The organism is Defluviitalea raffinosedens (genome assembly GCF_016908775.1).
Classification (GTDB): Bacteria; Bacillota; Clostridia; order Lachnospirales; family Defluviitaleaceae; genus Defluviitalea; species Defluviitalea raffinosedens.
In genome coordinates this window covers 41484-55171 of the sequence record NZ_JAFBEP010000021.1, presented here as the reverse complement: position 1 = coordinate 55171, position 13688 = coordinate 41484, and the positions used below count along the sequence as shown (strand labels likewise).

The window sequence follows — 13688 nt, the reverse complement described above, 5'->3', positions numbered from 1 at the left end:
TGTAGAATCAAATTAGGGTGAAGAAAAATTAATATGAAATTCTAAGATATATTAAGCATTAGTGAGTTTTTGTCCAAAATAAGGGGGACAATACGAGACATTGTTAACCCACCTTTCTTTTGCTTATTATATAGGGTAAACTTTCGTGTCCAATTCTATTATATATTAACACCAGTAACTTTGTTATAGTCTCATAGAATCAACTCTCGCTTTATTATCAAAATAACTTTTTATTGCCCACAGTATATCTGCTTTTTTCGTACTTTTTTTTAAAGGAACTTTAAAAATAATACTATATAAATATTTAAGTTCTTCTTTTGAATATTCATTAAGTACTGCTGTAGATTCTTGCTTATCTCGAGATTTATCATAATACTTTAATAAATGCAATCTGTAATATTCATAGAGTTTTTCTTCAGAATCAATAGTTTTAATAAAATCTCGAATCTCTTTCTTTTTTTTATTTTCGTTTGATTTATTTCTTTTATTTTTACTTTTTTGATTCTTAATATTTTTAAATAAATCTATCTGTTCAATAATTTCTTCGGGTTGAATGGTAAGTTTATACTTTTCTACTAAATACTTATCTTTATAAATCTCAGAATATTTTTCTACAAGATAATCAATTAGACAATCAAGATTATTATTTTTTGTCATAGTTCACCTCGTCATCTTCTAAAATATCCATTATTGCTTTTGAAATATTTCTATATTCATCATGTAGCGAACCTGACTCTGTCTTAGCAGGTATACCACAATCATTTGATCTATTATCAAGATGTCTAATCTTTTCTTTAAATATGTAAGTTGTATTAATGGACTCAGGATCGCCAGAGCTATATCTATATTTCGCATTTCTTTCTTTACTTATTAGTGCTGGTACTCCTGTTTGAGAAATAGCCTTATCGATTTGCTCAATTTTACTCCAATTTTTTGTTCCTGGTCGGTTTTTATAAATTGTCTCAAACACACCTACTAATTTAGGTTTATTTCCAACTATAATATCTAATAGTAATCCTCCTACCTCATCATTAAAACTATATTTTGCATAAATACTTTCAATTTCTATAATATAATCAGGCACACCATCAGCACTTATATCATCACATATTGTAGGTATAATATAGTAGTCAGATAAAAGAAAAACACTATGTGTTATCATATTACTTGTTGGTGGACAATCAAATATAATATAATCATAGTTTTCATCACAATCTAAATCATTTAATATAAATCTTATTGAAAATATATTATATAAATTTGCTGTCATTTTTCGTGCTAAATCGTTAAGCCTTGAATTTTTAAAATTAATAGTAGAAGGGATATAATCAAATTTAGCTGACTCTTTTATTTTAAAGACTTTAACCTCTTTTATTATATCCTTTACATATTCCCTCATATTTTCAAAATCTTTTTTTAATAATTTCAATCGATCAAGTTTAGTCTCTACATATGCACTATATAATTCTATCGCATAATTTAGTGTTTCATTATAGTTTAACTTCTCAAGTCCTTTAACATCATTTCTTGTGCAAATTCTACTTAAAGAGGCTTGAGGATCTAAGTCAACAAGTAACACTCGTTTCCCCTCTTGTGCCATCCAACCACCTATTTGATAAACGCTAGTTGTTTTTCCTACTCCACCCTTATAGTTACCAACAAAAATCTTTTTAGCCATATTCTCTCCCCCTTACATATTAATCTTCCGTATAAGTTAAACAATATCGAATTATTAATTAAAATTAAAGCGACCTAATAGTGGAATTGTCAACAATTTTCCAGACAACTTTTTTAAGGGTAATCATCCGGTATTCCCGTGGAGTTAAATATCCCAGAGATGAATGAATTCGATGATTGTTATACCAATTAACATAATCAGCTAGTTTATATTTTAACTCATGTAGATTTGAAAATGTTTGATTACAATCAAACTCAGTTTTTATGATTTTAAAAGTCGTTTCAGCAACAGCATTATTATATGGAAATCCTTTATGGATCAGTGATTGACTTATATCAAATGCTTTGAGTTTTTCTTCAATTATCTATTTTTCGAATTCTTTTTAAGGATCTCTGTGAAAAATCTGTATATCTTTCAGATTACCATTAACAGTCTGAAAGGCTTGTTTTATTAGTAATGCTGTTTTATTAGGTCCGGCACTATAACCGATGATTTCCCTATTAAAGAGATCAATAAGAACACATATACAGTTCCAGCTCATGCCGACTCTGACATATGTTAAATCACTTACGATTACATTCCTAAATGGTTATTTGTGAGTATTCGCTTTAATCACATTTACTTTCGTCCTAAGATTAGGGCTGCTTGTTCTAAAATGTCGTTCTCCATCTTAAGTTGTTGGTTTTCTTTCCTGAGTCGAAGCAATTCCGCATCTTCAGAAGAGCGATTATCTTTTTCTTTGAAGGACCCAGTGTTTGTAGCTTGAGCAATCCATTTATCCAGAAGGGAGAAGGCAATACCATACTCACGTATAATATCGCACTTTCTCTTACCGCTAAGATAGAGATCAACTATTTGTTGCTTAAATTCGGGTGTAAATGTACGGCGTGTTTTGGATTTATTATTTCGTGACATAAGGGCACCATCCTTTTTTAATATATTTATCTTACATGCCCTTAAAAATTCTGTCCAGTTAAATATAACCGATCCAGAATAATATATTAAAGTTTCTCTACAACTAAAGATAAACACATTTCACATGCTTAATCACTTAATTAAAGCAATTACTTCAACCTCAACCATAACCCCCTTCGGAAGTTCCTTTACTGCTACACAAGAGCGGACTGGTTTTGAAATAAAATATTGGGCATACACTTCATTAAATTCAGCGAAATTGGCCATATCCGACAAAAAACAAGTGGTTTTAAACACATTTTCAAAAGTTGTACCGGCTTCTTCCAAAATCGCTTGTATATTCTTCATGACTTGGAGGGTCTGCTCTTTTATTCCTCCTTCAACCACAGCACCAGTTACAGGATCAAGAGGTATCTGTCCTGATGTATAAAGTATTCCATTCACCACCACCGCCTGACTATAAGGTCCAATCGCCGCAGGCGCTTTTGTTGTGTTGATTTTTTCAATCATGCAATCTCCTCCTATGAACTAAAAATAATCTTTGCCAATATTTTACCACATTCTTTGATCACTGCAAAAAATTCTCTTAAATAATAAGTTGGAACCAAGTAAGGTATTGTATTCACTCCAATACCTTCTACTCTTTTTCCAATACCTCGAGCAATCATTTTGCTTCTTAGAATATGAAAGCGGCTGGTTATTACAATCACCTTGGCATCTTTTTTATTCTGGTCAATGATTTGAAATGAATAACCTATGTTTTCTTCTGTATTGGTGGACTGATTTTCTACAATAAGCCGTTCTTTTTCTATTCCTTTCTCCAGCAAATAATTTCTCATGGCTTCTCCTTCAGAAAGATCCTCTCCATGGCCTTGTCCACCGGATAATATAGCCACCGTTTCCGGATGTTTTACGAGATATTCGTATGCCTTGTCCAATCGATTTTTTAAAGTTAAAGAAAGTACTCTTCCACGCACTCTTGCCCCAAGCACAATAATATAATCACATTTAGCATCAATATTTGTCTTGAAGCCACTGATCATAATAAAGCATTCAATAATAACAAAAGCAACAAGACCAAATATCGCTAGTCCTTTAAACCATGGACGAGAAAAGAAAAAATGATACCATGGGCGGACAGACAGCATTAAAGATCCTATAGTAATACCAAGCCACACTGGCACCATACCTGCACCTGAATTCAAGAGATAAAGATTTACAAGATTAAAAACTCCAAACAATACCAAGAATCGAAATAAATAGATCATATCCACCACTCTTTCTTTACCCTTTACGCATTCGTACAACTTTTATATAGTTTTTAAAATTAATACCTCCTTCTGTATTGATGCAAAGAATAATACAACTTTTATTCAATTTCAAGTTTTTTTATCCTGATTGGATTATATTAAAACAGTCTCAAAAGCAATAATGGAGTGAGATTAGAATCAATCCCACCCCAATTATCGTCAAATATCCTATTATTCATTAAGTGCAGCAGCTTCTACTGTATTTATGGATTCCTTTTCAACAATCTTTCTGAATCCAGAAATTGCAACTAAAAATCCAAGGGCCATAAGAAGCACTGCAAATATAAGCTGTAAGCCGTCACTATATATTACAAAATCGTGTGTAATCAAGAGTTTATTTAAAATCTTGATTATACTCTGGGCAAGGGCTGTAAATGTTACTGTAAGCATAATAACCATTGGTGCCCACAGCATAAAACCTTTGCGGTTTGTCTTTTTTAAGAATACTGCCAAAGCAATCAGTGCAAGGGCAGAAAGTAACTGGTTGGCAGAACCAAATAAAGGCCAGATATTCTGATATCCACCTACTGCAAGTAAATATCCTAAAATCAAAGTAATAATCGTAGCAAAATATTTGTTGGTGCAGAGTTTACGCAATGATGATATATTTTTTTCATCAACTTCATCATCTATAAATAATTCCTGGAAAGAAAGGCGGCCTACTCTCGCCACTGAATCCAGAGATGTTAAAGCAAAAGCAGACACTGAAAGAGTAATAATCGTAAATGCTGCGTTTTGTGAAATACCCAGTATCCCAATAAAGTTTGAAATTCCTTGGGCAAAAATCACTGGAGGAGTCCCTTCTGGCATTTTGCCTCCTACTGCCAATGCACCTACAGTAACCAGGGAAATAACTGCTAAAAGACATTCCAAAAGCATTGCTCCAAAGGAAATGGGAAGCATATCTTTTTCATTTCTGATCTGCTTAGAACTGGTTCCTGAAGCAACTAAAGCATGGAAGCCTGAAACAGCACCGCAAGCAATTGTTACAAATAATACAGGGAATAACATCTGCCCATTTACATTAAATCCTGTGAAAGCAGGCAGTTCAATAGAAGGATTTGCCACAAATATACCTATAACTGCAAAAAACATCATAGTAACCAATAAAAACGAATTCAGATAATCCCTTGGTTGTAACAGCGCCCATACAGGGGTAATAGATGCAACAAATACATATGCAAACACAAAATAAAGCCATGCTGTTTTAGGAACATGGATTGGGAAAGCCAATCCTAACCCAATACAGATTACTACCAGAACAAGTCCTGCAGCAAAAGCAACTAGAGATGATGGTTTTTTATAATATGTAAATATACCAAAAATAACTGCGGCTGCTATAAACAGCAAAGAAGTGGCCGCTGTGGAACCATTGGCTGAATTGAAGGTTCCATCTGCATTAAAGCCATTAAAAGTTCCAGCCACTATATCTGCAAATGCTGCAATTACTAAAATAGAAAAAAGCCATACAAACAGTAAAAAGAGTCTTTTACCTGCTTTGCCAATATAAAGCTCAATAATATAACCTATACTGCGGCCTTTATTTTTTACAGACGCATACATAGATGCAAAATCCTGAACAGCGCCAAAGAAAACGCCTCCGATCAAAATCCATAATAATACGGGAACCCAGCCAAACATGGCTGCAATAATCGGGCCATTAATTGGACCTGCCCCTGCAATGGATGCAAACTGATGACCAAAAATTACTCCAGGTGATGCGGGTACATAGTCTACTCCGTCCTGCATTTCATAAGCTGGCGTCTTCGCTTTAGGATCAATGCCCCATGTCTTGGCAAGCCATCTGCCATAAATGAGATAAGCGCCTCCTAAAACTGCAATTGCAATCAACATCATTACTATACCGTTCACTTTACTTCCCCCTAACATAATTAATTAATTTTTCCAATTGCATTCTACCATTTTTATAATATTTAATCAATTGCATTTTTATAATTTTTTTTGTTTTTTTATGCATTTATAATTTGCCGTATATATTATAAAAAAGCACCCGATCATCCACAAGACAAAAAAATCGAATGCTTTTTATACATACTTTTTAACACATTTATAAACAAGAAGTATCAACCATCACATCAATTTGATTTACTAAACCATTACGAATATCCAGGGCAACCTACCCCTGAAGCAATGATCTTATAATGATCTGATCTTCCAGCCTTTCTGGAATAAAAGCCCTTGCCCTTCCTATTTCAAAAGAAGTATCCATAAGGGGCGCATTAAGTTTATATATGGATAGCTTCTCATCATACAGACGAGTTTGTTTGATATAGGTATATATACTTTTTTTATCTTCATTACTAAGGGGCAATTTTAGTATTTTTAAGCGTGAAGTTAAGAGGGCTGATCCGGTCTTCTTTAATCTCATACTGGTCCATCTCATAATAGAAATAGGTTGGGCAAGGGCAATGGCTGCATTCTTTTTCTTGGACACTTGATAAATTTTCATGTTGATAATAAGAGGATTATAGCCATCTAATTGAATCTAATTGTAGAACATTCTTATATTTAAATCTTTTACATAAGGAGTAAAGAAAACATCACAGCGTCTATTTTGATTAATATCTCTGTAATTTCCGTTTCCTTGAGAATAATATCCGCTTCCATGCAGAAATAGTTATATTCCCGCTCTAAATCCCCATATTTTCTGGAATATATGTAAAACATCTTATCTTGTTCTAATTGAATCGGAAATCCACCCCGAAATACATTATCCATACAGGTTTGACAGCAATAAGCATCAAAAATCGGATTGGCAATTTCCCGTTTTAATACAAAATAATTTTTATGTAATTTTTAATCTGAAAACTTTTGCAATAACGACTTGTTATCTTTCGCCGCTTTTCAATTTTAACCCTTTACAGCACCTGCTATTAAGCTTTGTTGTACCTGATTACTCAACATAAAGTATATGAGAATTGTTGGTAGAGTTGCAATAACCATTCCTGCACCAATTAATCCCCAATTGGTCGTATACTGTCCAGCAAAAGACATGATTCCAACAGGCAAAGTACGATAAAGATCGCTATCAATCAGGGTATTGGCAAACATCAACTCATTCCATGCCCCCAAGAAGGTAAAGATTGAAGCTGTAGCCAAGGCTGGCCTAATCATTGGAAGCATAATAGTAACAAAACACTTAAAAACTCCACAACCGTCAATATAAGCAGCTTCTTCCATCTCTCTGGGAATACCCTTATAAAATCCTGTAAGGATCATAACGCTCATAGGAATACCAAAAGCAACATAGGGTATTAACAACCCGAGATAACCACCCTTTAACCCAAGCTTGTCGATTACCTGGAATAATGGAAGCAAAGCTGCTTGCGTAGGAATCATGATCCCTAAGGTAAATATAGAAAAAACAAGATCTTTTGATTTCCATTTCATTCTGGCAATCGCATAAGCTGACATAGAAGTAAGAACTCCTACAATAATAACTGTTAAACCAGTATAAATTATGGAATTTATAAAGTAACGCAGAATTCCTCCATCATTGAGGGCAGTTGCGTAGTTTTCCCAAAGCCAGTATCTAGGAAGTCCCAATACATTTTCGCCAAATATTTCGGCATTGCTTTTTAAGGAAAAAGTGATAAGCCAGTATAACGGGAATAACTGACAGAATGCGATAATAAGTAAGATTGCAAAAAGAATTTTCTTATTTAATTTTTTCATAGCCGCCCCTCCTACACTACCGACACATTTTCTTCTGCCCGTTTAAACAATCTGCCAATAATAAGACTGAATATTAAACATTCCAGAACGATAAAGAAAGCTTGGGCACTACCGTAACCATACAAACTTTTTCTAAACAGATTATTATACATTAAGGTAGCAGGAACCTCGCTGGCATGATTGGGTCCTCCTCCGGTCATGACATATATTAAGTCAAAAGATCTTAACGAACCTGTCAAAGAGAATATTAAACTGGTTTTAATAACTGGTGCTAATAATGGAATCGTAATTTTAAAAGTCGTCATTAATTTAGAAGCTCCGTCAATTTGTGCTGCTTCATAATAATCTGGAGAAATGGATTTGATTCCGGCATAGTAGATCAGCATGTGATAACCTATGTATTGCCAAACTGCAGGCACTACTGTTGATAAGAAAGCTGTTTTGGGCTCGGATAGCCATGAAAATTCAAAATCTTTTGGCCCTAAAGCTCGGATAAAAATATTTAACAGTCCGTAATCACTTCTAAAAATTCTCATCCATAACTGCCCAATTACCATACTGGAAATAACTACAGGTATAAAGTAAATTGTACGAAAGTATTTTTCTCCTTTTACTCCTCTGGAAAGGATCAATGCAAGAATAAAGGATATAGGAAGCTGGATAAAAATAGATGCTCCTGCAAGAATAAAAGAATTTTTTAAAGCATTGGGAAAATATCGGTCTTCCGTGAATAATTTAATATAATTACTAAGTCCCAAAAAATTCATCTTTCCGACACCATTATATTCGAACAGACTGTAAATACCCGTTGTAATTAATGGTACAACTACAAAGCCTAAAAAGATCAGCAAAGTCGGCAAAACAAATACAGCTATATAGGATTTTTTACCAAGTATTCTGTCCATGCTGTAACCCCCTTTGATATGTCATTTCAACCTGATTTTAAAGTGGGGATTATCACTGTCAAAAAGCGATAATCCCCAACAATTACCTTCGCTTAATTCATTTCTTTACTTTTTACTTATTAAGCACAGCAATATGTTCTTCGACAAATGCATTTGTGTCTGCACCTGGTGCAAATAATGTCTGAGCTTGTTCATTATGTATGGTTGCTGGTTCGCTTTCTAAAGAAGTATCCCAAGCAAGCACTCCTGTGGTTCCTTCATTCAATAAATCTTTAATTTGTACAAATAATGGATTTAATTTACTTTCATCAAACTCACCATTCCAGCCTGAGAAACCTGCACCAATTTCATATGCGCCTTTACCAACTTTTTCATTAATGAATATTGCAAAGTCTATTGCTTCTTTAGGATATTTGGTTTCTTTGTTTACCCAGAAAGATTCTACGAATCCACCGCAATAATCGGTTTCTTTGCCTTTTCCTGGAATCATAGGAATCTTAACAGCTACAACTTTGGAAGGATCCACAGTTGCAGTAGCATCAGTATAAACCTGGTTAGCAAACCAACTACCGTTAAGTCTCATAGCAGCTTTACCGGTAATAAATGCAGTATTTGCATCGTCATTTCCAACTTCCAATGGATTCTTGCCGAATGCGCCTGCATTATAGAGTTCTACTACTCTATCTGCTGCTTCTTTGTAACCTTCAGCTGAGAAAGGCACTTTTCCACTGAGCATAGCATTGATATTTTCTCCGCCAACTTCTCTTAATGCCATTGCCTGGTAAACAAATGCTGCACACCATCCATCTTTTGCACCGGCAGCAATTGGAGTAATTCCTTCTAATTGAGATAATTTCTTACATGCATCTAATAATTCATCATAAGTTGTTGGGATTTTAGCTCCTGCCTGATCAAATAATTCTTTATTGCAGAATAAAGCCATGTACCATGAGAATGTAGGAAGAGAATAAGTTTTTCCATCAAACTCGAAAGATGCTGTAGATCCTGGAAGAACTTTATTTTTTATATCATCTGTTAAATAGTCATCTATTGGTAATAATTTACCTGCATCAACAATTTTCTTGATTGCACCTGCACCCCAGTAGTAGAATACATCAATTCCACTGGCTGTTCCTGCAAACTCTGCAGAAATCTTGGTCTTATAAGCTTCTGTATCTAAAGTCTCTGTATTAATTTTTATATTTGGATGAGCTGCTTCATATTCTGCTACTGCTTCTTCATAAACTTTTTTCAGTTCATTAACATCATTAGACCATTGATGCCATACATTCAAAGTGATTTGCTCTTGAGCAGGTTGCTCATTCGTTGTTCCTGAACTAGCTTCAGTATTTGACTCTGATGACGATGGTGTTGCTGTTTCTGGCTTACTTCCGCAGCCAAACAAACTAAATACCATAACTGCTGTTAATAAAAATGACATCATTCTTTTTAATTTCATTTCCCTCTCCCCTTCTAAAAAATATTAAAATTAAATAATAATTAAAAACTTTTTCAAACGAAGCATGCTTCCGTTGTTAATTCAAGTATAAAATAGGAAAGCTTTGGGCTCAATTTAATATTTTGAGGTAAAAGGTAATTTTTTTTACATATTTAAAGAGTATTACATTTTAACCAAGAATGAGTTTCTCAAGCAATACTCCCGCGCAAAGCACGGTCGGCAAAACCGGCCAAATTCAATGCGCTCAAGTTTCCACCTTGACTGGAAGTTTTTTGTCATAAGAAATTCAAAGGAATTTCCTACATAATAGAAAAAGCATTTATAGCTATCTATAAATGCTTTTTAAGATTCTTTTGGGTTTCTATATTCTTTTATGGTTACACCCACATATTTTTTAAAACAAATACTAAAGTAATGAGGGTCTTTTATCCCCACTCTTTCTGCTATTTCATAGACTTTTAAATCCGTTGTATTAAGAAGACGAATACTTTCTTCCATTCTTTTTTTGGTAATATAACTAATCAGAGATTCCTTCATTTCCTGTTTAAAAACACGGCTTAAATAAGAATCACTGGTATATATTTTAGAAGCTACAAAAGACAAACTCAATTCAGGATCATACAAATACTGATTAATCACTTCAAGTGCCTGTTCAATGACTTGTTTTCCTTTTTTCGGACGAGTTTTTCTGTGAAAATCCATAATTGCCTGCAAAGAATTAATAATAATCTCTTTCATATGTTCAATGGAATCAATACTGTCAATCAACTCAGAAAAATTCTTTAAACTCTCCAAATTTGTAAGAGTTTTCCCATGCTTGTGGAGCGTCAGTTCCCCTTTTGTTAAAATATATACTGTCATAAATTTTAGCCACTGTAAATCCATATTTCCAGATTCACGAATGTGTTGCATATAAAGTTCTACATATTCTTCTACTTTTGATTCAAGACAATTTTGAACAGAAAAGATAAAATCTTCCCAATCCACATCAGACAAATTAACAGTCTTCTTGTATTTTAAGTAATCTTCATAACGGATACAGCGGTTTTGACCCATAATGATCCTTGCATTCAGTGCCTTTTCCGATTCTATAAAAGCTCTATGAATGCCTTCAAATCCGGTATGTACACCACTGATCCCTATATTCACCGGCATCAGCAACAAAGAATTAATTTCACTTTTTAACAACTCCATATCTCTTAGAAGCGAATCATAATCTACATTAGAAAAATACACTATTACATTTCCTAAATAATGAATAAAAGAAACAACTGGCTTCAATTCAATTTCTTCAATCAAGGAAATCACGTCATTACTGAGTTTTAATTTCTTTTCTTCATTCGTTTCCTGACGGTATTCCAAATGTATATTACAGCATACACTTTGATCCATCAGGCTCTGATAGCCGTACATATTCAGCTTATTGACTGCTTCCTGTTCTGATACCCTATTCTCTACCAGCCGTTGCAAAAAACTTTCTTTCACTATATTCATATTCCTGTCTAAAGATTCTTTTAACTGACTGACTTCCCGCTTTTCTTCCTCGGATTTCAGGATTTCTTCTTTTAATTTGGTAACTGTATTCTCTAAATTTTCAATGTCTATAGGCTTAAGCAAAAAATCTTCTACTCCAAGCTTAACTGCTTGTCTGGCATATTCAAAATCACGATATCCTGTAATAATAACAAACTTAATATTTTTGTCTTTGAATTCTTCCAGAGCTTTGGCGACGAATTGAAGCCCATTCATATTGGGCATATTAATATCTGTTAATACGATATCGGGGGTACGTATCCTCATACTCTCCAGAGCTTCTTGTCCCGAACTTGCTTCACAGATGATCTCAAAGCCGTTTTTTTCCCAGTCATATCCTTTTCTGATCAGAACCCTTTCTAATTTTTCATCATCCAATATAAGAACCTTAATTGCCACAATACTCGTCTCCTTCTATTACTTTAAGTCTTATTGTTATTTCTGTACCGGAACCGATTTCACTGGTAACGGTGACTGGAGATTCTATATTATAGTATAATGAAATTCTTTGTATCAGACTGTAAAGCCCAAATCCGGATTTTTTCGTTCTGGTTTTCCCCTCCAATACTTCTTTGATTCTTTCTTCACTCATGCCCATTCCATCATCAGAAATAATAAAGATTATTTCATCTTCATCCAGATAGCCCTTAAGATAAATATTACCTTCCCCTTCCCTTTCTTTTATGCCATGATAAACTGCATTTTCTACTACCGGCTGAAGGATTAATTTTAACATGGGAAGAGGCAAAATTCTTTCTTCAATATCATAATGGATTTTAATGCGATTATCATAACGAATATTTAATATGGTGATATAGTTTTTAATGCAAGTTATTTCATCCGCTACAGTTACTATATCCTTTCCACTGCTTAAGGTGTTACGATAGAAATTTCCCAAAGCCTGAATCAGCTTAAAGCAATTTTTATTATCGTTTACTAAAGCGAGAGCTGATGCTGCATCTAAGGTATTATAAAGAAAATGAGGGTTGAGTTGAGCATAGATAATATCCAACTCATTTTTCATAATAATTTTCTCTTCCTTCTTAATTCGATCAATCAATTCCCGCAAAGAATAAATCATATGATTAAATACCTGCTTTAATGATATGATTTCATTTTGGTACCCCTCTTCAATAGCCATGGGAACAAATTCACCTTTCTCAACCATTTGCATATGGTTCTGGATCTTTGTAAGAGGTGAGAAAATCAGTTTTGTCAGTACAATAAAACAAGCCATGATAATAACTACATTAAGACCTACAAATGCGGCCAGAACAGATTTGTAAGCGTTACTCAACTCTTTCTTGCTATTCATATTTAAAATACCTACTAAATTCCAATCCTGAATACCCAAATCTCTCTGCACCAACATAGCATCTGTTCCCAGAAATTTTACTGACTGGTAGCTGGGTGTCGTGGTGATCCTTCCTTTTAGAAGGTCTTCAATCTCTTCCTGGTTATCCAAAGGAGGAATGACATAATTCCCCCTGGAGTCTACAATACAGAAAGTAGACTGATCATTTTTAGTCACTTCATGAAAATACCTTTGAAAAACAGATTCATCAATCACCAGCAATAAAGTCGCCAGATGTTTGTAATTATTCTTATCCGGTATTTCTCTTACATAAGTAATGTAATTAAGATATGGTCTGCTGGGATACTGGATAATGTTTTCGCTTTTATGAATAAAAAAGCCATCTCCCTTGGATTTTGACATCTGATTATACCAGTTCGTGCTGCGATAGTCTTTGTTATATATAGAAATAGGTCCTATTTTGTAAGATTTATAATAATTATCGTAGGAATCAATCAGTATAACACTTGAAATATATTGCCCAGATAAAATCATGTTCATCAAGCTGTTTTGTATCGTTGATAATGTGGAAGGAGTAATACTTTTATTGTTAAGAGATGAAAGCGCCTGCTGAACATCATTATCAAAATAAATCATATTGGAGGACTGGGTAATATTATCAAAAATCACATCTAAATTTCCCTTTATAGCATTGATGGTCTGTAAACCAGCTTCTCCAACTTCTCGCTCCGTATTTTCTTCAAATATGGCATAAATAGTAGAAATCCCTATAACAAAAGAAAGCAATAACAAAGTAATATAAATAACGATTACCTTAGTTCGAATTTTTAAACATTTAATATAATTGATTATTTGCTCCAAGGATATCACCACTATT

12 protein-coding genes and 1 pseudogene are annotated in these 13688 nt (G+C 33.8%); all 13 read right to left on the bottom strand.

The window, feature by feature from the left end:
• Positions 1 to 183: 183 nt before the first annotated feature.
• The 13 genes and pseudogenes from JOD07_RS12840 to JOD07_RS12780 all read right to left on the bottom strand — a co-directional run bounded on the left by JOD07_RS12840 (position 184) and on the right by JOD07_RS12780 (position 13672).
• Positions 184 to 657: a hypothetical protein gene (locus tag JOD07_RS12840; protein WP_158740400.1), complete on the bottom strand. Its 474-nt coding sequence runs from the start codon at positions 655 to 657 to the stop codon at positions 184 to 186.
• Positions 644 to 1678 carry a ParA family protein gene (locus JOD07_RS12835; RefSeq protein WP_158740399.1) on the bottom strand — a complete coding sequence of 345 codons (1035 nt, stop codon included), beginning with the start codon at positions 1676 to 1678 and terminating at the stop codon, positions 644 to 646. The genes JOD07_RS12840 and JOD07_RS12835 overlap by 14 nt, the downstream gene beginning before the upstream one ends.
• 64 nt (positions 1679 to 1742) lie before the next feature.
• Positions 1743 to 2593, bottom strand: a pseudogene (locus JOD07_RS12830) (IS3 family transposase).
• Positions 2594 to 2725: 132 nt separating this feature from the next.
• Positions 2726 to 3103, bottom strand: coding sequence for a RidA family protein (locus tag JOD07_RS12825; protein WP_158740398.1), 378 nt, complete (start codon positions 3101 to 3103; stop codon positions 2726 to 2728).
• Positions 3104 to 3114: 11 nt separating this feature from the next.
• Positions 3115 to 3861: a YdcF family protein gene (locus tag JOD07_RS12820; RefSeq protein WP_204614245.1), complete on the bottom strand. Its 747-nt coding sequence runs from the start codon at positions 3859 to 3861 to the stop codon at positions 3115 to 3117.
• A 213-nt stretch (positions 3862 to 4074) separates the two neighbouring features.
• Positions 4075 to 5760: a carbon starvation CstA family protein gene (locus JOD07_RS12815; RefSeq protein ID WP_243429330.1), complete on the bottom strand. Its 1686-nt coding sequence runs from the start codon at positions 5758 to 5760 to the stop codon at positions 4075 to 4077.
• A gap of 280 nt (positions 5761 to 6040) precedes the next feature.
• Positions 6041 to 6373, bottom strand: a complete 333-nt coding sequence (locus JOD07_RS12810) for a hypothetical protein (protein WP_204614243.1) — start codon at positions 6371 to 6373, stop codon at positions 6041 to 6043.
• Positions 6374 to 6441: 68 nt separating this feature from the next.
• On the bottom strand, positions 6442 to 6642 hold the full coding sequence (locus JOD07_RS12805; RefSeq protein WP_204614242.1) for a hypothetical protein: 201 nt from the start codon (positions 6640 to 6642) through the stop codon (positions 6442 to 6444).
• Between the two features lie 132 nt (positions 6643 to 6774).
• Entirely contained in the window at positions 6775 to 7599 is an 825-nt protein-coding gene (locus JOD07_RS12800; RefSeq protein WP_158740393.1) for a carbohydrate ABC transporter permease, read from the bottom strand.
• 11 nt (positions 7600 to 7610) lie between these two features.
• Positions 7611 to 8504, bottom strand: coding sequence for a carbohydrate ABC transporter permease (locus JOD07_RS12795; protein ID WP_158740392.1), 894 nt, complete (start codon positions 8502 to 8504; stop codon positions 7611 to 7613).
• A 112-nt stretch (positions 8505 to 8616) separates the two neighbouring features.
• Entirely contained in the window at positions 8617 to 9963 is a 1347-nt protein-coding gene (locus tag JOD07_RS12790) for an ABC transporter substrate-binding protein (RefSeq protein WP_243144583.1), read from the bottom strand.
• Positions 9964 to 10305: 342 nt separating this feature from the next.
• The gene (locus tag JOD07_RS12785; protein ID WP_158740391.1) at positions 10306 to 11895 is read right to left on the bottom strand and encodes a response regulator transcription factor; all 1590 of its coding nucleotides are present in this window, start codon (positions 11893 to 11895) and stop codon (positions 10306 to 10308) included.
• Positions 11885 to 13672 (bottom strand): sensor histidine kinase, encoded by a 1788-nt coding sequence (locus tag JOD07_RS12780; RefSeq protein WP_204614241.1) that lies wholly within the window; start codon positions 13670 to 13672, stop codon positions 11885 to 11887. The genes JOD07_RS12785 and JOD07_RS12780 overlap by 11 nt, the downstream gene beginning before the upstream one ends.
• Positions 13673 to 13688 lie beyond the last annotated feature (16 nt).

Coding starts and splice junctions, on each gene's coding strand:
- JOD07_RS12840 (WP_158740400.1), bottom strand. CDS start 657: ATGACAAAAAATAATAATCTTGATTGTCTAATTGATTATCTTGTAGAA.
- JOD07_RS12835 (WP_158740399.1), bottom strand. CDS start 1,678: ATGGCTAAAAAGATTTTTGTTGGTAACTATAAGGGTGGAGTAGGAAAA.
- JOD07_RS12825 (WP_158740398.1), bottom strand. CDS start 3,103: ATGATTGAAAAAATCAACACAACAAAAGCGCCTGCGGCGATTGGACCT.
- JOD07_RS12820 (WP_204614245.1), bottom strand. CDS start 3,861: ATGATCTATTTATTTCGATTCTTGGTATTGTTTGGAGTTTTTAATCTT.
- JOD07_RS12815 (WP_243429330.1), bottom strand. CDS start 5,760: ATGATGTTGATTGCAATTGCAGTTTTAGGAGGCGCTTATCTCATTTAT.
- JOD07_RS12810 (WP_204614243.1), bottom strand. CDS start 6,373: ATGAAAATTTATCAAGTGTCCAAGAAAAAGAATGCAGCCATTGCCCTT.
- JOD07_RS12805 (WP_204614242.1), bottom strand. CDS start 6,642: ATGGATAATGTATTTCGGGGTGGATTTCCGATTCAATTAGAACAAGAT.
- JOD07_RS12800 (WP_158740393.1), bottom strand. CDS start 7,599: ATGAAAAAATTAAATAAGAAAATTCTTTTTGCAATCTTACTTATTATC.
- JOD07_RS12795 (WP_158740392.1), bottom strand. CDS start 8,504: ATGGACAGAATACTTGGTAAAAAATCCTATATAGCTGTATTTGTTTTG.
- JOD07_RS12790 (WP_243144583.1), bottom strand. CDS start 9,963: ATGAAATTAAAAAGAATGATGTCATTTTTATTAACAGCAGTTATGGTA.